General features: G+C 72.4%; 14 protein-coding genes. 6 read left to right on the plus strand and 8 right to left on the minus strand.

Going from position 1 to position 19771, the window contains the following annotated elements; genetic code table 11:
• Positions 1 to 73 precede the first annotated feature (73 nt).
• Complete coding sequence (locus tag ACFWPI_RS14395; RefSeq protein ID WP_380375618.1) at positions 74 to 2899, minus strand: GNAT family N-acetyltransferase; 2826 nt, start codon at positions 2897 to 2899, stop codon at positions 74 to 76.
• A gap of 234 nt (positions 2900 to 3133) precedes the next feature.
• Between ACFWPI_RS14395 and ACFWPI_RS14400 the strand changes: the two genes are divergently transcribed.
• Positions 3134 to 3415, plus strand: coding sequence for an HPr family phosphocarrier protein (locus ACFWPI_RS14400; protein ID WP_063349373.1), 282 nt, complete (start codon positions 3134 to 3136; stop codon positions 3413 to 3415).
• Positions 3416 to 3556: 141 nt separating this feature from the next.
• On the plus strand, positions 3557 to 4369 hold the full coding sequence (locus ACFWPI_RS14405) for an LAGLIDADG family homing endonuclease (RefSeq protein WP_380375595.1): 813 nt from the start codon (positions 3557 to 3559) through the stop codon (positions 4367 to 4369).
• Positions 4370 to 4407: 38 nt separating this feature from the next.
• Here the strand turns inward: ACFWPI_RS14405 and ACFWPI_RS14410 are convergent, their stop codons facing one another.
• The 3 genes from ACFWPI_RS14410 to ACFWPI_RS14420 all read right to left on the minus strand — a co-directional run bounded on the left by ACFWPI_RS14410 (position 4408) and on the right by ACFWPI_RS14420 (position 8666).
• Entirely contained in the window at positions 4408 to 5601 is a 1194-nt protein-coding gene (locus ACFWPI_RS14410) for an RtcB family protein (protein WP_380375596.1), read from the minus strand.
• Positions 5602 to 5919: 318 nt separating this feature from the next.
• Positions 5920 to 7284, minus strand: coding sequence for a pitrilysin family protein (locus ACFWPI_RS14415; RefSeq protein WP_063351412.1), 1365 nt, complete (start codon positions 7282 to 7284; stop codon positions 5920 to 5922).
• Positions 7285 to 7304: 20 nt separating this feature from the next.
• A complete protein-coding gene (locus ACFWPI_RS14420) occupies positions 7305 to 8666 on the minus strand; it encodes a M16 family metallopeptidase (RefSeq protein ID WP_380375597.1) in 1362 nt (453 codons plus the stop codon).
• A 250-nt stretch (positions 8667 to 8916) separates the two neighbouring features.
• Between ACFWPI_RS14420 and ACFWPI_RS14425 the strand changes: the two genes are divergently transcribed.
• Positions 8917 to 11367 (plus strand): DNA topoisomerase (ATP-hydrolyzing) subunit A, encoded by a 2451-nt coding sequence (locus tag ACFWPI_RS14425; RefSeq protein WP_380336341.1) that lies wholly within the window; start codon positions 8917 to 8919, stop codon positions 11365 to 11367.
• A 95-nt stretch (positions 11368 to 11462) separates the two neighbouring features.
• Entirely contained in the window at positions 11463 to 12365 is a 903-nt protein-coding gene (locus ACFWPI_RS14430) for a sucrase ferredoxin (RefSeq protein ID WP_380375599.1), read from the plus strand.
• Between the two features lie 149 nt (positions 12366 to 12514).
• Here ACFWPI_RS14430 and ACFWPI_RS14435 read toward each other — a convergent pair whose 3' ends face one another.
• From ACFWPI_RS14435 to ACFWPI_RS14445, 3 genes are all read right to left on the minus strand, one after another.
• Positions 12515 to 13591, minus strand: a complete 1077-nt coding sequence (locus ACFWPI_RS14435) for an ABC transporter substrate-binding protein (protein WP_063349368.1) — start codon at positions 13589 to 13591, stop codon at positions 12515 to 12517.
• Positions 13592 to 13766: 175 nt separating this feature from the next.
• Entirely contained in the window at positions 13767 to 14642 is an 876-nt protein-coding gene (locus ACFWPI_RS14440; protein WP_380375601.1) for an ABC transporter permease, read from the minus strand.
• Positions 14632 to 15456: an ABC transporter ATP-binding protein gene (locus ACFWPI_RS14445; protein WP_063349366.1), complete on the minus strand. Its 825-nt coding sequence runs from the start codon at positions 15454 to 15456 to the stop codon at positions 14632 to 14634. The genes ACFWPI_RS14440 and ACFWPI_RS14445 overlap by 11 nt, the downstream gene beginning before the upstream one ends.
• 220 nt (positions 15457 to 15676) lie before the next feature.
• Between ACFWPI_RS14445 and ACFWPI_RS14450 the strand changes: the two genes are divergently transcribed.
• Together ACFWPI_RS14450 and ACFWPI_RS14455 are read left to right on the plus strand one after the other, a co-directional pair.
• Positions 15677 to 17272: an ATP-binding protein gene (locus ACFWPI_RS14450; RefSeq protein WP_380375603.1), complete on the plus strand. Its 1596-nt coding sequence runs from the start codon at positions 15677 to 15679 to the stop codon at positions 17270 to 17272.
• Positions 17272 to 17961 (plus strand): response regulator, encoded by a 690-nt coding sequence (locus tag ACFWPI_RS14455; RefSeq protein WP_063349364.1) that lies wholly within the window; start codon positions 17272 to 17274, stop codon positions 17959 to 17961. Before ACFWPI_RS14450 ends, ACFWPI_RS14455 begins: the two co-directional genes overlap by 1 nt.
• A 66-nt stretch (positions 17962 to 18027) precedes the next feature.
• Here ACFWPI_RS14455 and ACFWPI_RS14460 read toward each other — a convergent pair whose 3' ends face one another.
• Positions 18028 to 19740 carry a cation acetate symporter gene (locus ACFWPI_RS14460; RefSeq protein ID WP_380375620.1) on the minus strand — a complete coding sequence of 571 codons (1713 nt, stop codon included), beginning with the start codon at positions 19738 to 19740 and terminating at the stop codon, positions 18028 to 18030.
• Positions 19741 to 19771: the final 31 nt, after the last annotated feature.

A 19771-nucleotide genomic window follows, 5' to 3' on the forward strand; every position in this document is an offset into this window, starting at 1 on the left:
CCGCCGACGAAGCGGGCGGCACGGCGCCGAGCTTCGGACAACAGCGCCCACAGGCAGGCGCAACCAAGGAAGGTTACAGGGTGCTCATCGCGCGCGGGCCCAGATCGCTACGGACGGGCAGCGGCGCGATCCGCACCCGCGCCCCCAGGATCGCCAGCCCGTACGGGGCCACGACCACCGGTTCGAGATCCACCGAGGCGATCTCCGGAACGTCGTCCACCAACTGCGACACCCGCAGCAGCAACTCCTCCAACGCGCCGGTGTCCACCGCCTCCGCACCCCGCCAACCGAACAGCAGGGGCGCCGCCCGCACCTCCCGGACCAGCCCGGCCACCTCCTGGTCGGTCGCCGGGACCAAGCGGTGCGCCACATCGCCCAGCAGCTCGGCGGGCGCCCCCGCCAGGCCGAACGACAGGATCGCGCCGACCGCCGGATCCACCGTGGCGCCGATCACGGTGTCCACCCCGCGCGGCGCCAGCCGCTGCACCACCAGCTCCGCCTGCGCCGCACCGCCCAGCAGCGCGTCCAGCTCGCGGTGCGCCCGGCGCAGCCCGGGCTCGCCGGTCAGGTCCAGCCGCACGCTGCCCAGGTCCGGGCGGTGGCGCAGATGCGGGGCGGTGGCCTTCAACGCCACCGGATAGCCGAGTGTCGCCGCGGCCCGCACGGCCGCCTCCTCGTCCGGCGCCGGCAGCGCCGGGAAGACGTCGATGCCATAGCGGGCCAGCAGCTCGCGGGCCCCGGCGTCCGGCAGGGTGATCCGGGCGCCGCCCGGCTGCGTCCGCGCGGCGATCGCCGTCCGGGTGCTCAACGCCGCCTCGACCAGCGCGCGGGCGCCCGGCTCGTCGATCCGGTCCAGCTCGGGCACCCGGGCCGTCTCCTCCGCCTCGGCCGTCCGGCGCCGCCACTGCGCGTAGTGCACCGCGTGCGCCAGCGCCCGCACCGCCCGCTCCGGCGCCGCGAACGCCGGCACGCCCCCCGGGCGCAGCCGGACCGGCAGATCGGTCAACGCCAGATGGGCGAGCACCAGCGGCTTGCCCAACTCCCTTGCCCTTCGGCTGGCTTCGAGCAGTGCGTCGGCGATCTCCGGATCGTCCGAACCCATCTCCGGATCGTCCGGACCGGTCAGCCGGCCGCCCATGAAGGCGTGCGCGGACGTGCCGATCGGCGGGATCGCCACCGCGATCACCGCGTCCACCGCCGGATCGGCCAGCGCCACGTCCAGCGCGATCCGGAAGTTCTCGCCCGTCGCGGCCGTGGTCAGGTCCACCGGCGTGCGCGGCCGCAGGCCCGCGCTCAGGCAGGCGTCGTAGGTCAGCAGACCCAGCGAGTCCGAGTTGCCGACCACCGCGACCCGGTCCCCCGGCGGCAGCGGCTGCAGGGCCAGCAGCTCCCCGGTGTCGTACAGCTCGGTGATCGTCTCCACCCTGATCACGCCCGCCTGCTCGAACAGCGCGTCCACCGTCGCGTCACGCAGCCCCGTCGCGGTCGCCGGCACCGCGTGGCCCGGCGGCAGGCTGCCGGTGTGCCGGGCGCCCTTCACCACCACGACCGGCTTCACCGCGGCCAGCCGGCGCGCGATCCGGGTGAACTTGCGCGGGTTGCCGAAGGACTCCAGGTAGAGCAGCACCACCTCGGTGGCCTCGTCCTCCGCCCAGTACTGCAGGAAGTCGTTCCCGGAGACGTCCGACCGGTTGCCCACCGAGGCGAAGGAGGACACCCCCAGGCCCCGGCGGTGCGCCGACTCCAGCAGGGCCACCCCGATCGCGCCGGACTGGCAGAAGATCCCGAACCCGCCCCGGCCCGGCAGCTGCGGGGCCAGCGAGGCGTTCAACGGGCGGTCCGGATCGGTGTTGATCAGGCCGAAGGCGTTCGGGCCGATCACCCGCATCCCCGCCGCCCGCGCCTGGCGCACCAGCGCGCGCTGGCGGTCCCGGCCCTCCGGACCGGTCTCCGCGTACCCGGCGGTCACCACCACCAGGCCCTGCACCCCGTGCGCGCCGCACTCGGCGACAGCCGCCGGGACGGCCCCCTCCGGGACGGCGATCACCGCGAGATCCACCGGCCCGGGAATGTCCAGAACCGAACGGTGCACCGGGACGCCGTCCAGCCCGGTGCCCGGCGGGGCGTTGCGGTTCACCGCGTACACCGGGCGCGTGTCGTCGGCACTGCCCAACAGGTCCCGCAGGATCGCCCGGCCCACCGTCTGCGGATTGCGCGACACCCCGATCACCGCCACCGACCGCGGGGTCAGCAGCCGCTGCACCGACTTCGCCTCCGCCCGGTGCTCGCGCGCCCGCATCACCGCCAGCGAACGGTCCGTCTGCTCAAGATCGAACTCCAGGTGCACCACACCGTCGGTGAAACTGCGGCGCTGCGTGTAGCCGGCATCGGTGAAGACCTTCACCATCTTCCGGTTCTCCGGCAGCACCTCCGCCTGGAACCGGCGGATCCCGCGCTCCTGCGCCACCGCCGCGATGTGCTCCAGCAGCGCCGACGCCACCCCGCGGCCCTGATGGGCGTCCTGCACCAGGAACGCCACCTCGGCGTCCGTCCCGGCCTCGGACGGACGGCCCTGCGCGTCGATCCGGTCGTAGCGGACGGTCGCGATGAAACGGTCCCGGACCACCACCGCCAGCGCCACCCGGTCCACGAAGTCGTGGTGGGTGAAACGGCGGACGTCCTTCTCCGACAACCGGGGATAGGGGGCGAAGAAACGGAAGTACTTGGACTGGTCCGACACCTGTGCGTAGAACTCCACCAGACGCTCCGCGTCCTCCGGCGTGATCGGCCGGATACGGGCCGTACCGCCGTCCCGCAGCAGGATGTCGGCCTCCCAGTGCTGGGGGTAATCCGGTCCGGATTCCCCCCGGTCACCGGGGTCCTGCTCGGGCTGCGCCACTGCGGAGTCGTCCACATTCGTCAGGTTATCCGGCAGCGAGCCGAATGGCGCCGGGCGCACACTGGCAGCAGGGTGGGCAGGGCCGCCGGCCGGGCCTTATGCCCCGAAAAGAAACAATCACAAGTCCCGAACGCGGCGGCTCGCAGGGGCCGCCTGCGTGCAACACTGGTCTAGACAACATGGCCGCTTTCCCCGAGCACGGCCGTAACCAGCTTCACCGGAAAGGCACGTCTCATGGCTGAGCGCCGCGTCACCATCGGTTGGGCCGAGGGCCTGCACGCCCGTCCCGCCTCCGTCTTCGTCCGGGCCGTCACGGCCACCGGCGTGCCGATCACCATCGCCAAGCCAGGCGGCAACCCCGTCAACGCCGCCTCCATGCTCGGCCTGCTCGGCCTCGGCGCCCAGGGCGGCGACGAGGTCATCCTCGCCTCCGACGCCGACAACGCCGACGACGCCCTGGACCGCCTCGCCAAGCTCGTCCAGGAAGGCCTCGACGAGCTCCCGGCCGCGGCCTGAGCCAACTCGACCGACAGAAGCGCCCGGCAGTCCTAACACTGCCGGGCGCTTCTGTTCGCGGAATCGATCGCATCCACACCATTGAGCGAACTGGCGAGCGGTCGCGCTCCTTCGGCGATCGATCGCACAGATGCTCGCCGCATGACATTCTTCGACCTCGAACGACCCGAGCACGCCTACATGTTCGCCTTCCTCCAGGCGGACGGACACCTCACCGAGCAGTCCCGCAACCGCGGCCGGCTCTCCGTGGAACTCTCCGCGCGCGACGCGCCCATCCTGGAGGAGTTCCAGCGGCTCTGCCCGTACAACAGCAGCATCCGGTACCGGACGCGCAGCACGAACTTCAAAGCGGAGCACACCTCGGCGATGTGGACCGTCTGCGCCCGCGAATTCCGCGAGGAACTGCGGGACCTCGGCCTGCCGGTGGGGCGGAAGTCCGAGCTCATCGCACCGCCGACGGTGCCGTTCTCCGAGCGCGACTACCTGCGCGGCCTCATCGACGCCGACGGCTCGGTGGGCCTCACGTCCAAGGAACTGCCCTTCGTCGGCCTGGCCACCAAGAGCGACGCGACGGCCGCCTTCACTGCCCTCTATGCAGAACGCCTCTGCGGAGCCCGGCGCAAGCTCAACCGCAACAAACGCGACAACATCTACAACATCCTCTTCCTCAACGAGGCCGCCGTGGCCCTGGCCACCGACCTCTACTACCCGGGCTGCCTGGCGCTGCTCCGCAAGCAGGCCGGTGCCGATCGAGTCAGCGTGTGGGTTCGTCCATCGACCATGGGATTCGCACCCCCTCGGCGCAGCTGGACCCCGGAGGAGGACGAGGTGATCCTCACCGCACCAAGCATGGAGACGGCCTCCGCGCACTTGGGGCGAACGCTCAAGAGCTGCAAGGTCCGTCACTGGCGACTTGTCGGCCCCAAACGTCCGAGAGTCTTTCCGCAGCGGTGAAGGCGGCCCCCGGCTTCGTCGGGGGCCGCCTCATTCGATCACCCCTTGACGCAGACGACCTGCATGAGGTGGGCGATCGGCTCGACGAGATCGGTCTGCTGTGCCATGACCTTCTCGATCGACTTGTACGCGCCCGGGATCTCGTCCACGACGCCGCTGTCCTTGCGGCACTCCACGCCCTTGGTCTGCTCCACCAAGTCCTGCGTGGAGAACCGCTTCTTCGCCGCGCTGCGGCTCATCTTGCGGCCGGCACCGTGCGAGGCCGAGTTGAACGACGCCTCGTTGCCCAGCCCGCGCACGATGTACGAACCGGTGGCCATGGACCCCGGGATGATGCCGTAGTCGCCGGTCCGGGCGCGAATCGCGCCCTTGCGGGTCACCAGCAGGTCCTGGCCGTCGTACCGCTCCTCCGCCACGTAGTTGTGGTGGCAGCTGATCTCGTCCTCGAAGGTCACCTTCGCCTTCGGGAGCTCGCGGCGTACGACGTCCTTGAAGAGAGCCATCATGATCGAGCGGTTGTGCAGCGCGTATTCCTGCGCCCAGAACAGGTCCTGCCGGTAGGCCGCCATCTGCGGGGTCTCCGAGATGAACACCGCGAGGTCACGGTCGATCAGCCCCTGGTTGTGCGGCAGCGACCGGGCCACACCCATGTGGTACTCGGCCAGTTCCTTGCCGATTCCACGAGAACCGGAATGCAGCGTCAGCCAAACACTTTTCTTATCATCGACACATAGTTCAATGTGGTGATTCCCTCCCCCGAGCGTCCCCATCTGCTGCATCGCCCGCTCGCGGCGCCACTTGACCTCCCCGGCCACGCCGTCGAACCGGTGCCAGAAGTCGTCCCAACCCGCCGTCCGGAGGCCGTGCAGCTTGGTCGGGTCGACGGGGTCGGTGTGGAGGCCGCGGCCGACCGGGATGGCCTGCTCGATCTTGGAGCGGAGGCGGGACAGGTCCTCGGGGAGGTCCTCGGCGGTGAGGGAGGTCTTCACCGCGCTCATGCCGCAGCCGATGTCGACGCCGACCGCCGCCGGGCAGACGGCGCCCTTCATGGCGATGACGGAGCCGACGGTCGCGCCCTTGCCCAGGTGGACGTCGGGCATCACGGCGAGGCCGTGCAGCCAGGGCAGGGAGCTGATGTTGCGCAGCTGCTGCAGGGCCTGGCCCTCGACGGTGGCCGGGTCGGTCCACATCCGGATCGGGACCCGGATTCCGGGCACCTCGGTGTACGTCATGGTTGAACGACCTCCAGCGGTCGGGTGGTTCGGGGAAGGGGGTGCCGCGCGAAGAAGCCCGGTGCGGCTCGGGGAAGTTCGGGGGTGGGGCTCAGGCGCCCTGGGCACAGGGGGAGGACGGCCTTGGGGAGCGTCGGCGTATGGCTCGCTCGACCCGCATGGTGACCGCCTCCCTTCGTTCGTCGTCGTCGTTCGTCGTCGTTCGTCCGTGTGTGCCGGGGACATCTATCCACGGAACGCCGCTGGCCCGCAACGGATTTAACAACGCGACGGCCCGGCGGAGCGGGTGCTCCACCGGGCCGCACGGGAAACGCCGGGTCAGCTGACGACGGTGACCTCGCCGATGCCGAGGGCCCGCACGTCGTCGGCGATGACGGAGGCGTCGCCGACCAGCACGGTGACCAGGCGGTCCGGCGGGAAGGCGGCGACGACGGCCTCGGTGGCGGCGGCGGTGGGCAGTTCGGCGAGCTGCCGGTAGACCTCGGCCTGGTAGTCGTCCGCGAGGTACTGCTCGACCTGGTCGGCCAGGGTGCCGGCGACCGAGCCCGCGGTCTCGTACTTCAGCGGGGCGACGCCGACCAGGAACTGCACGGCCTCGTCGCGCTCGGCGTCGGTGAGGCCCTCGGCGGCGAGGGTGCGCAGGATGGTCCAGGTGTCGGCGAGCGCCGGGGCGGTGGAGGCGGTGTCCACCGAGCCGCTGATGGCGAGCAACGAGCGGCCGCTGCCGTCGGCGGCGGAGCGCAGCGGCTGGGCGAAGGAGCGGACGCCGTAGGTGTAGCCCTTCTCCTCGCGCAGGACGCGGTCGAGGCGGGAGGTGAGGGTGCCGCCGAGGCAGTAGGTGCCGAGGATCTGGGCGGCCCAGAGGGGGTCGTGGCGGTCGGGGCCGATGCGGCCGATGAGGAGTTGGGTCTGGACGGAGCCGGGGCGGTCGACGATGACGACGCGGCCGCGGTCGTCGGCGGTGACGGGGGCGTGGGCGGATGGTTCGGCGGTGTTGCCGGTCCAGGTGCCGAGGGTGCTCTCCAGGAGGGCGGGCAGGTCGGTGCCGGTGAGGTCGCCGACCACGACGACGGTGGCGGTGGCGGGGCGCACGTGGGCGTCGTAGAAGGCCTTGACGGCGGCCCGGTCGATGGCCTTGACCGTGTCGGCGGTGCCGCTGCGGGGCCGGGAGAGGCGGTCGGCGCCGTCGAAGAGCTCGGCGTAGAGGGCCTTGGCGGCGCGCCGCGCGGGGTTGGCCTGCTCGTGGACGATCTCGTCGAGGCGGTTGGCGACGAGGCGCTCGATCTCGTCCTCGGGGAGGGCGGGGGCGCGCAGGGCGTCGGCGAGCAGGGAGAGGCCGCGCTGCAGGCGGGAGGCGGGGACCTCCAGGGAGACGCGGATGCAGGGGTGGTCGGCGTGGGCGTCGAGGGTGGCGCCGGCGCGTTCGAGTTCGGCGGCGTACTCCTCGGCGGTGAGGGTGTCGGTGCCTTCGCTGAGGGCGCGGGCGAGGATGGCGGCGATGCCGTCGAGGCCGTCGGGTTCGGCGGCGAGCGGGGCGTCGAGGAGGACCTCGACGGCGACGAGCTGCTGGCCGGGCCGGTGGCAGTGCAGGACGGTGATGCCGTTGCCGAGGGCGGCGCGCTCGGGGGCGGGGAAGGCCCAGGGGCCGGGGGTGCCGGGCTCGGGCTGGGGGTGGAACGTCATGGCGGGGACGTAGTCGGTGCTCATGCGGCGGCACCCTCCTCATCGGTGGCGGCGGGGGCGTCGGTGTCGTCGGCCGTGGTGGGCTCGTAGACGAGGACGGCCCGGTTGTCGGGGTGGAGCCGGGCCTTGGCGACGGCCTGGACCTCCTCGGCGGTGATGTCGAGGACCTTGGGGAGGGCGTCGTTCAGGAGCTTGGGGTCACCGAACAGGACGGCGTAGCGGCAGAGTTCGTCGGCGCGGCCGGCGACGGTGGTGAGCCGGTCGAGCCATTCGCGCTCGATCTGGGCCTGGGCCCGTTCGAGTTCCTCGGGGGTGGGGCCTTCGGTGGCGAAGCGGGCGAGTTCCTCGTCGACGGCGGCGTCGATCTGCTCGATGGTGGCGTCGCCGGAGGTCTTGACGTCGAGCCAGCCGAGGCTGGGGGCGCCGGCGAGGCGGAGCAGGCCGAAGCCGGCGGCGACGGCGGTGCGGTCGCGGCGGACGAGCCGGTTGTAGAGGCGGCTGGACTCGCCGCTGCCGAGGATGGTGAGGGCGAGGTCGGCGGCGTCGGCGTCGCGGGTGCCGTCGTGCGGGAGGCGGTAGGCGGCCATCAGGGCGCGGGAGGGGACGTCCTCGTGGACGTGCTCGCGCAGTTCGCTGCCGATGGTGTCGGGGAGTTCGCCGGAGCGCGGCGGCTGCTTGCCGTCGTGGGAGGGGATGCTGCCGAAGTACTTCTCGACCCAGGCGATGGTCTGCTCGGGGTCGATGTCGCCGACGACGGTGAGGACGGCGTTGTTGGGCGCGTAGTAGGTGCGGAAGAACGCGCGGGCGTCGTCGAGGGTGGCGGCGTCGAGGTCGGCCATGGAGCCGATCGGGGTGTGGTGGTACGGGTGGCCGTCGGGGAACGAGAGCGCGGTGAGCTTCTCGAAGGCGGTGCCGTAGGGGACGTTGTCGTAGCGCTGGCGGCGCTCGTTCTTGACGACGTCGCGCTGGTTCTCCATGGACGTCTCGTCGAGGGCGGCGAGCAGCGAGCCCATGCGGTCGGCCTCCAGCCAGAGGGCGAGCTCCAGCTGGTGGGCGGGCATGGTCTCGAAGTAGTTGGTGCGCTCGAAGCTGGTGGTGCCGTTGAGCGAGCCGCCGGCGCCCTGGACGAGCTCGAAGTGCCCGTTGTTGGAGACGTTGGCGGAGCCCTGGAACATGAGGTGCTCGAAGAGGTGGGCGAGGCCGGTGCGGCCCTTGACCTCGTGCCGGGAGCCCACGTCGTACCAGAGGCAGACCGCGGCGACCGGGGTGAGGTGGTCCTCGGAGAGGACGACGCGCAGGCCGTTGGCCAGGCGGTGCTCGGTGATGGCGATGGCAGCGCCATGTCCTCCGGTGGAGGCGGATGCGGGGGCCGGGTTGGCCATGCGCTCGGGTCCTTCCCGTCGTCGATGTCGGGGTTCGTGTGGCGTCCCCCATTGTGGTGCAACGCGCGGGGGGCGTGTTCGTGTCCCGCGCAGACGGGGCGTTCGCCAGGGGCGGAAGAGGGGCGCTGGCCGGGAGTGTCGGCGCGAGGGTCCACAATGGGGGCGCCGAGCCCTGTTGACGGGGGTCGGTGGATGGACGTCAGAGACTGACCGAGACACAGCAAGCGAGACGTAAGGGAGCCCCGCCGCGATGGCCCGCCGCAGTTCGCAGACCCCGCCGCCCGGAGACTTCGAGGAGCGGATCCTCGATGTCGACGTCGTGGACGAGATGCAGGGCTCCTTCCTGGAGTACGCCTACTCGGTGATCTACTCGCGTGCGCTTCCGGACGCGCGGGACGGTCTGAAGCCGGTGCACCGCCGGATCCTGTACCAGGCCAACGAGATGGGCCTGCGGCCGGACCGCGCGCACGTGAAGTGCGCCCGTGTGGTGGGCGAGGTGATGGGCCGGCTGCACCCGCACGGCGACGCGTCGATCTACGACTCGGTCGTCCGGATGGCGCAGCCGTTCTCGATGCGGCTGCCGCTGATCGACGGGCACGGGAACTTCGGTTCGCTGGGCAACGACGACCCGCCGGCGGCGATGCGCTACACGGAGTCTCGGCTGACGGCGGCGTCGATGGCGATGGTGGAGTCGATCCACGAGGACACCGTCGACTTCGGTCCGAACTACGACGGCAGCGAGCAGGAGCCGTTGGCGCTGCCGGCGGCGTTCCCGAACCTGCTGGTGAACGGCGCGACGGGCATCGCGGTCGGCATGGCGACGAACATGCCGCCGCACAACCTGTCCGAGGTGGTGGCGGCGGCCCGGCACCTGATCAAGCACCCGACCGCGGACCTGGACACGCTGATGCGGTTCGTGCCCGGTCCGGACCTGCCGACGGGCGGGCGGATCGTGGGCCTGTCGGGGATCCGGGACGCGTACGAGTCGGGCCGCGGCACGTTCAAGATCCGGGCGACCACGACGGTGGAGGCGGTGACGGCGCGCCGCAAGGGCATCGTGGTGACCGAGCTGCCGTACAACGTCGGCCCGGAGAAGGTCATTTCGAAGATCAAGGACCTGGTCAACGCGAAGAAGCTGCAGGGCATCGCGGACGTCAAGGACCTGACCGACCGCGAGCACGGGCTGCGGCTGGTGATCGAGGTGAAGAACGGCTTCGTGCCGGAGGCGCTGCTGGAGCAGCTGTACAAGCTGACGCCGATGGAGGAGACCTTCGGCATCAACAACGTGGCGCTGGTGGACGGCCAGCCGCTGACGCTGGGGCTGAAGGAGCTGCTGGAGGTCTACGTCGACCACCGGTTCACCGTGGTGCGGCGGCGCAGCGACTTCCGCCGGCGCAAGCGGGAGGAGCGGCTGCACCTGGTCGACGGTCTGCTGGTCGCGCTGCTCGACATCGACGAGGTCATCGCGATCATCCGGTCGAGTGACAACGCGGGGCAGGCGAAGGAGCGCCTGATGGAGCGCTTCTCGCTGTCGGACACGCAGACGGCGTACATCCTGGACACTCCGCTGCGGCGGCTGACCCGGTTCGACCGGGTGGAGCTGGAGCAGGAGAAGGCGAAGCTGAACGCGGAGATCGCGGAGCTGACCGAGATCCTGGACTCCGACTCCCGGCTGCGCAGCGTGGTGTCGTCCGAACTCGGCGCGGTGGCGAAGCAGTTCGGGACGGAGCGGCGGACGGTGCTGCTGGAGGCGGGGGCGGCGCCGTCGGCGGCGCTGTCGGTGCCGCTGGAGGTGGCGGACGACCCGTGCCGGGTGCTGCTGTCGTCGACGGGCCTGCTGGCGCGGACGGCGGACGGGGAGCCGTTCGAGCTGTCGGAGAAGCGGTCGAAGCACGATGTGATCGTGTCGGCGGTGCCGGCGACGGCGCGGGCGGACGTGGGTGTGGTGACGTCGGCGGGCCGGGTGCTGCGGCTGCCGGTGATCGATCTGCCGGCGCTGCCGCCGACGCCGTCGCCGACGCTGGCCGGCGGGGCGGCGGTGGGCGAGTTCCTGCGGCTGGAGGCCGGGGAGCGGGCGCTGGCGCTGACCACGTTGGACGAGTCCTCGCCGGGGCTGGCGCTGGGCACGGTGCAGGGCGTGGTGAAGCGGGTGGTGCCGGAGTGGCCGGCGAACAAGGACGAGTTCGAGGTGATCGCCCTCAAGGAGGGTGACGAGCTGGTGGGCGCGGTCGAACTGCGCACCGGCGAGGAGGACTTGGTCTTCATCGCTTCGGACGCGCAGCTGCTGCGCTATCCGGCGGGGCAGGTGCGCCCGCAGGGCCGTCCGGCGGGCGGCATGGCGGGGATCAAGCTGTCCGACGGGGCGCGGGTGCTGTCGTTCACGGCGGTGGATCCGGCGTCGGACGCGGTGGTGGTCTCGGTGGCGGGGGCGTCGGGGACGCTGGCCGGCGAGGAGCAGACGTCGTGGAAGGTGACGCCGTTCGAGCAGTACCCGCGCAAGGGCCGGGCGACGGGCGGCGTGCGCTGCCAGCGGTTCCTGCGCGGCGAGGACGGTCTGACGTTCGCCTGGGCGGGCGTGGCCCCGGCCCGGGCGGCGTCCGACAAGGGCGCGCCGGTGGACCTGCCGGAGCGCGACCCGCGCCGTGACGGTTCGGGCACGCCGGTGACGGCGCCGATCGCGGTGGTGGCCGGGCCGGCGTAGGGCGCAGGCGTGGTGGAGGAGGGGTGCCGGAGCCGTCCGGCGCCCCTCCTCCGTCGTTCGGGGGCGCGGCGGGTGCCGAGGGTAGCCTTGCCCGGGTGAGCACCTGTGCGACGTTGTCGCGTGAACTGTCGGAGCCGCTGACCGCCACCGCCGCGGTGGCGACCACCTGGCTGCTGGTGGAGCAGAACGGGCCGTGGGGCGCGAAGGCACTCGGGGAGAGTCACCTGGACCCGGCGACGGGGCGGGCGCTGGACGCGGCCGCGGCGGGCACCGGGGTGCGGGTGGCGCTGATCCGGCGGCCGGGGCGGCACGCGGACTGTCTGCCGACGGCGCGGCACGAGGTGGTCGTGGCGCACACGGTGCCGGGTCGCAGCTGGGTGCGCCGGGCGGAGGTGGTCGATCCGGCGGAGCTTCTGGAGCTGGACTTCGCGGCGCTGGGCGTCGGCGACCACGGCGGTTTCGGGGTGGAGCACGTCGGCGGCCCGTTGGCGCTGGTGTGCACCAACGGGCGGCGGGACCGCTGTTGCGCGCTGCTGGGCCGCCCGTTGGCGGCGGAGCTGGCGGCGGCCGGGCACAGCGAGGTGTGGGAGGTGACGCACCTGGGCGGCCACCGCTTCTCCCCCACGATGCTGGTGCTGCCGTACGGCTACGCGTACGGGCGGCTGACGGCGGAGGCGGCCAAGGAGGTGCTGGCGGCGACGGCGGCCGGGCACATGGTGCCGGCCTGGTCGCGGGGCTGTTCGGGCTGGGAGCGTCCGGGCCAGGCGGCCGAGCACGCGGTGCGGCTGGCGACCGGGGAGACCGGGGTGGACGCGCTGACGCTGTCCCAGCGGCCGGACGGCGCGGGCCGTTGGCTGGTCTCGGTGCTGCACCAGGACGGCCGGGCCTGGGAGGTGGACGTGATCGAGGCGGTGAGCGAGCCGGCGCGTCCGGAGAGCTGCGGCAAGGCGGCGGGGACGCCGTCGCGGATGGACGTGCTCTCGGTGCGGGGCCGGTAGCGGGACGGCAGCGCGCCGGCAGGGTCTTCAGCAGGTCGGGAGCGCGGGCGGCCCCGCGCCCGTGGGGGTGAGCGCGGGACCGGAGCGCGCGGGCGGCCCCGCGCCTGCTGTCCACGGAGGTGCGCGGGGCCGTCACGTCGGGTGTCGGCTCAGCCGGTGACGGCCTTGCCGACGAACTCGGTGGTGTAGGTGCGGGAGAGGTCGATGGTGCCCTCCTTGCCCTTGACGTCCGGGTGGAAGGCGGCGAGGACGGCGAGGACGGTCTTGGGGCCGTCGGCCGGCATCACCCCGTCGGTGGTGAACATCGGCAGGGTCGCCTTGATCGCGGCCGCGTACTGCTCGGCGCCGCCCTGCGCGTAGTCGGCGGGCATCTTCGCGGCGATCTCCTCGGGGCTGTGCGTGGACATCCACTTGAGGGTCTTGACGAAGGCGTTGGCGAGCTTCTGGGTGGTGTCCTTGTTCTTCTCCACCCAGTCGGTGTTCATGTAGAGCGAGGACGACGGGTAGAGGCCGCCGAGGGCGTCGCGGGAGCCCTCGGGGGTGCGCATGTCGTAGAGGATCTTGCCGAGGCCCTTGTCGAGGACGTTGGCGACGGTCGGGTCGGTGGTCATCCCGCCGTCGATGCTGCCCTGTTGGAGCGCGGCGATGAAGGTCTGGCCCGCGCCGACCGCGATCGGGCTGAACTCGCTGACGGCGGTGCCGTTCTTGACGGCGAGGTACTTGGTGAGGAAGTCGGTGGAGGAACCGATGCTGGTGACGCCGAGCTTCTTGCCCTTGAAGTCGGCGCCGGACTTGATGGCGTCGGCCTGCTTGGTGGAGACGAGTTCGACCTCGCCGGGGGCCTGGGAGAACTGCACCACGGACTCGACGATCTTGCCCTTGGCCTGGAGGTCGATGGTGTGGTCGTAGAAGCCGACGGCGCCCTGGACGTCGCCGGCGAGCAGCGCGGTGGTGGCGTTGACGCCGGCGGGCTCGCTCATCAGCTCGACGTTGACACCGGCGTCGGCGAAGAAGCCGAGCCGCTGGGTGAGCATCGCGGGCAGGTAGATGACCTTGTCCAGGCCACCGACCATGATCTTGACCTTGGGTCCGTCGACCTGCCGGCCGGCCGGGGCGGCGGCGCCGTGGGTGGTCGTGGCGGCGTCGTTGGCGCAGGCGGAGAGCGGGAGGAGCAGGACGGCGGCGAGGGCGGCCGCGGCGGATCTGCCGATCGGGTTCGGGCGCATGGGTGGGGGGTGCCTCTCTCTGCGAGGGGGGATCAGCGGCACAAGGGGGTTCAGCGGCGTGGGGGGTTCAGCGGCGTGGGGGGTTCGCGACGCCGGAGGGTGGGGTTCAGCGACGCAGGACGGTTCAGCGGCGCAGGGGATTCAGCGACGCAGAGGGTTCAGCGACGCAGGGGGTTCAGCGGCCGTCGCCCGCGTCGACGGGCTTCCAGCGGAACAGCTTCTTCTCGGCGAAGGTCAGCAGCCCCTCGGTGAGCAGCGCCACGACGGCGAGGATGGTCATGGCGGCGTACACGCCGGCCGCGTTGAAGGTGCCCTGGGCGGCGGCGACGAGCAGCCCGAGGCCCTTGGTGGCGCCGATGTACTCGCCGACGATGGCCCCGATCAGGGCGAAGCCGAAGCTGACGTGCAGGCTGGTGAAGATCCAGGTGGTGGCGGCGGGGATGACCACCTGGAGGGTGACCTTTCGGCCGTCGGCGCCGAGGATGCGGGCGTTGGAGACGAGGTTGCGGTCCACCTCGCGGGCGCCCTGGAAGGCGTTGAAGAACACCGGGAAGAACACCAGGACGACGGCGGAGGCGACCTTGGAGGCCGGGCCGAGGCCGAACCAGATCAGGAAGATCGGGGCGAGCACGATCCGCGGGATCGCGTTGAGCACCTTGATGTAGGGCCCGAACACGTCGGCCAGGAAGCGGACCCGGCCGAGCGCGATGCCGAGCAGCACACCGCAGATGACGCCGATCACCCAGCCGGTGAGGGCCTCGTAGAGGGTGTAGCCGATCTGTTCGCCGAGCGAGCCCTGCGCGGTGCCGTGGGTGATCCACTGCCAGATCTGGTCCCAGATCTTCGACGGCTGCGAGAAGTTGAACGGGTCGATGACGTCGGTGCGGGCGCAGACCTCCCACAGTCCGAGGAAGGCGACCAGGACCGCGACCCGGGCCCCGTAGACGGTCAGCCTCCGGTTGCGGGCGGCCCGTTCGCGGGCCTCGGTGCGGCTGGCGGGGGCGGCCGCCGGGGGCTTGTCGGCGACGGCCGATGCGGTCTCAAGCGGCACGACCCGCTCCTCTCTCCCGGGTGATGCGCACCTCTTCGCCGAGCGAGGCCCAGATCTCGCGGTACAGCTCGACGAACCTCGGTTCCAGCCGGACGGCCTCCACGGTGCGCGGTCGTGGCAGGTCGACGGTGAAGATCTCCTTGACGGTGGCCGGTCCGGCCGTCATGACGACGACCCGGTCGGCGAGCGCGATGGCCTCGTCCAGGTCGTGGGTGACGAAGACGACCGACGCGGCGTTCCCGGAGGACCTGGTCCCGGCCCACAGCTCCAGCAGCTGGTCGGACATCAGGGCGCGGGTCTGCACGTCCAGCGCCGAGAACGGCTCGTCCATCAGCAGGATGTCCGGGTCGTTGACGAAGGTCTGGGCGAGCGCGACGCGCTTGCGCATGCCGCCGGACAGCTGGTGCGGGTAGCGGTCCTCGAAGGCGGCGAGGCCGACGCGGCCCAGCCAGTCCCGGGCCCGTTCCCTGGCCTCGGCGGTGGGCACGCCGCGGAAGCGCGGCCCGGCCATCACGTTGGACAGGACGGTGCGCCAGGGGAAGACGGCGTCCTGCTGGAAGACGAAACCGACCTTGGGGTGGATCCCGCGGACCGGCTCGCCGTCCACCCGGACCTCGCCCTCGGTGGGCTCCTCCAGGCCGCTGACCAGGGTCAGCGTGGTGGACTTGCCGCAGCCGGTGGGCCCGACGACGGCGACGAACTCGCCTTGGGCGACGGTCAGATCGAGATCACGGACGGCGGTGTGCAGGGCCCCGGACGGGGTGCGGAACCGTTTCGTCGCGCCAGTCAGCTCGATCGCCGGGGTTGTGCTCATTCAATCCTCCCGGGTCTGTGCTTGCCCCGGAAAGGTAGGAGCGGGCGGGGCCCGGGCGGGAGCCTTCTCGGCGTACTGCGGTTTCTCCGCATTGAGGGGTGTTCTGCTCCTTTTGCTTCCGCTACAACTGCGGGGACGCGGCTGACAGAAACACGCCGGAAACGTAGGGTGTCCCGACCCTGACGTACCCGCCCCCCACAGCCGCCGAGAGGAGGCCCGGATGAAGCTGCCCCGCTGGCCCCGCCGGGTCTTCGCGCAACTGCTGCTGAGCCAGACCGTCGTCACCGTCGGTGTCACCACCGTGACCGCCGGCCTGTTCCTGGCCCCGGTCAGCAGCGAGCTGGACCACGACGCGATGCAGCGGGCGCTGTCGATCGCCCAGGCCACCGCCACCGACGAGGCGATCGCCCGGGCCGCCGACGCCCGGGACTCGGCGACCGCGCAGCGCAACGCCGAGCAGATCCGGCTGGCCACCGGCGCGAGCTTCGTGGTGGTCACCGACCTGGACGGGATCCGGCTCTCGCACACCGACCCGGAGCGGATCGGCCACCGGGTCAGCACCGACCCGGAGCCGGCGCTCAGCGGGCTCAGCGTCACCGCGATGCAGGAGGGCACGCTGGGCCGCACCGCACGCGGCAAGGTGCCGCTGCGGGTCGCGGACGGCCGGATCGTCGGCGAGGTGTCGGTCGGCATCAGCGACGACTCGATCCGCCGCCGGCTGCTGAAGATGCTCACCGGGATCCTGCTGTGCGCGGGCGCGGGCCTGGCCGCGGGGACGGTCGCCACGCTGGCGCTGGCCCGGCGGCTGAAGCGCCGCACCCACAACATCGCGCTGGCCGACATCTCGGCGCTGCTGGTGGAGCGGGAGGCGATGCTGCACGGCATCCGCGAGGGCATGGTGGCGCTGGACGAGCGCGGCCGGATCCGGCTGGCCAACGACGAGGCGGCGCGGCTGCTCGGCCTGCCGGAGGACTGCACCGGGCGGCCGATCGACGCGGTGCTGCCGCCGGGCCGGCTGGCGGACGTGCTGACCGGGCGGATCACCGGCGCCGACCTGCCGGCGGTCCGGGACGACCGGGTGCTGGTGGTCAACCGGATGAGCACGGCCGAGGGCGGCGCGGTCGTGACACTCCGCGACCGGACCGAACTGGAGTCGCTGGTCCGGGAGTTGGACACCACCCGCAGCCTGACCGAGGCGCTGCGCGCCCAGGACCACGAGCACGCCAACCGGATGCACACCCTGCTGGGCCTGCTGGAGCTGGGCCGCCACGAGCAGGCAGTGGCGTTCATCTCGGAGCAGTCCGGTTCGCACGCGGTGGTCGCGGCGCGGATCGCCGAGCAGGTGCAGGATCCGCACGTCGCGGCGCTGCTGGCGGGCAAGACGGCGGTGGCGGGCGAGCGCGGGGTGCGGCTGCTGCTGGCCCCGGCGGCGCACCTGCCGGACGCGGTGGTGGACGCGCGGGCGCTGGTGACGGTGCTCGGCAATCTGATCGACAACGCGGTGGACGCGCTCGCGGCGGGTGGGGGCGGCCGGCTGGAGGTGACGCTGGCGGCGGCCGGCTCCACGCTGCTGCTGCAGGTCACGGACAGCGGCCCGGGCGTGCCGGAGGAACTGCGCGAGCAGGTCTTCGAGGAGGGGTGGACCAGCAAGGACGCGCCCGCGCACCGTCCGCGCGGGCTGGGGCTGGCGATGGTGCGGCGGCTGGTCGAACGGACCGGCGGCCGGATCGTGCTCGACGCGGGGCCGCTCGGCGGCGCCCGGTTCACGGTCGAGCTGCCCGAGGCCCTGCTCACCCCTCAGCTCGTGGAGGCCTGATGATCGACGTACTCGTGGTGGACGACGACTTCCGGGTCGCGGACGTGCACGCCGCGTACGTGGCCAAGGTGCCGGGCTTCCGGGTGACCGGCACCGCGCACTCGGCCGGGGAGGCGCTGGCCGCGCTGGAGCGCCGCCCGGTGGACCTGCTGCTGCTCGACCACCACCTGCCGGACGAGACCGGCCTGGCGCTGGTGCGCCGGCTGCGGGAGCGGCAGGTGGCCTGCGACGTGATGATGGTGACGGCCGCCCGGGACGTGTCGACGGTGCACGCCGCGATGCAGCACGGCGCGCTGCAGTACCTGGTCAAGCCGTTCACCTTCGCCGGCCTGCGGGACAAGCTGGTCGCGTACGCGCAGCTGCGGCACGCGCTGGCCGGCCCGGCGGCCCGGGAGGCCGGCCAGGACGAGGTGGACCGGTTGTTCGCCACCCTGCGCAGCGCCGCCGCCCCGGCCGGCCCGCTGCCGAAGGGGCACTCGGCGCCCACCACCGACCTGGTGCTGGGGGTGCTGCGCCAGGCGGGCCGCCCGCTGTCCGCACAGGAGGTCGCGGACGCCACCGGGCTGAGCCGCTCGACGGCGCAGCGCTACCTCAAGCAGTTGGAGCGGGACAGCCGGCTGCGGCTGACCCTGCGCTACGGCGACACCGGCCGCCCCGAGCACCGCTACGGCCTGGCGGTCCGGGCCTGACACCAGCCCGGACGTGGGGGAACCCCGGCGGCCCCAGGCCCGCCGGGGTTCCCCGGGGCGCGGCGCTCAGGCCGCGCCCGCACCGGTGAGGGCGCGCACCTCCAGCTCGGCGAAGCGGTCCGCGTCGGCGGGCTCGGGCGAGGTGATGGTCCCGATCCAGCCGGCCAGGAAGCCGAGCGGGATGGAGATGATGCCGGGGTTCTCCAGCGGGAACCAGTGGAAGTCGACGCCGGGGAAGAGCGCCACCTTGGTGCCGGAGACCACCGGGGAGAAGACGACCAGCACGATCGCCGGGACCAGCCCGCCGTACACCGACCAGACCGCGCCTCGGGCGGTGAACCGCGACCAGAACAGGCTGTACAGCAGGACGGGCAGGTTGCTGGAGGCGGCCACCGCGAAGGCCAGGCCGACCAGGAAGGCGACGTTCAGCTGCTGGGCGTAGAGGCTGATCGCGATCGCGGCCGCGCCGATCCCGACGGCCGCGAACCGTGCCACCCAGACCTCCTGGCGCTCGCTGGCCTCGCCCGTCGGCTCGGCCTCCGCCAGGTCCCCCGCCTCCCCCGGCCGGGAGGCCGGGACGGCGGCGCGCCGCCGGAAGGGGCGCCGGCGCGGCCGGCCACGCCAGGCGCCGGCCCAGATGTCGTGGGCGAAGGCCGCCGAGGAGGCCAGGGTGAGCCCGGCGACCACGGCGAGGATGGTGGCGAAGGCGATCGCCGAGATCAGCGCGAACAGCACCACCCCGCCGGTGCTGCCGTTGCCGCCGCCGAGCACCAGGGCGAGCAGCGGGACGGCGGTGTTCCCGGCCGAGTTGGCGTGCCGTACCTCCGCCGAGCCGACCAGCGCGGTCGCGCCCAGGCCGAGCGCGATGGCCATCAGGTAGAAGCCGCCGACCAGGCCGATCGCCCACATCGTGGAGCGGCGGGCGGCCCGCGCGGTGGGCACGGTGTAGAAGCGGGACAGGATGTGCGGCAGTCCGGCGGTGCCGAGCACCAGGGCGAGGCCCAGGCTGAAGAAGTCGAGCCGGCTGGTGAAGGTGGCACCGTACTTGAGGCCGGGTTCGAGGTAGCGCCGCCCGGCGCCGCTGTGCTGGGCGGCCTGGCGCATCAGCTCGCCGACGTCGCCGTGGAAGCGGACCATCAGCAGCACGGTGAGCAGCACCGAGCCGGCGATCAGCAGGAAGGCCTTGACGATCTGGATCCAGGTGGTGGCCCGCATCCCGCCGATCGTGACGTAGACGATCATCAGTCCGCCGACGGCGACGATGGTCCAGGTCCGGGCCTGGGCGCTGTTGGTGCCGAGCAGCAGGGCGACCAGCGAGCCCGCGCCGACCATCTGGGCGACCAGGTAGAGCAGGGTGACGACGACGCTGGCGCCCCCGGCCGCGGCCCGGACCTTGCGGCGGCGCAGCCGCAGCGCGAGCACGTCGGCGAGGGTGTACCGGCCGGCGTTGCGGACCAGTTCGGCGACCAGCATCAGCACCACCAGCCAGGCGACCAGGAAGCCGATGCTGTAGAGCACGCCGTCGTAGCCGTACAGCGCGATCAGTCCGGCGACGCCGAGGAAGGAGGCGGCGGAGAGGTAGTCGCCGGAGAGCGCGAAGCCGTTCTGGAGCGGGGTGAAGTCCCGGCCGCCGGCGTAGAAGTCCTCGGTGGCGCTGCCCCGGCGGCCGACCCAGAGGGTGATCGCCAGGGTGACCAGGACGACGACGGCGAACAGCGCGATCGCGAGGTCGTGGTGGTCGCCGGTGGGGGCGACGGGGGGCGGGGTGGCGGTCGTCATCGCGGTCGTCACCGCGGTCGTGATCGTGGCC

The sequence above is a fragment of the Kitasatospora sp. NPDC058492 genome (genome assembly GCF_042720685.1).
Lineage (GTDB): Bacteria > Actinomycetota > Actinomycetes > Streptomycetales > Streptomycetaceae > Kitasatospora.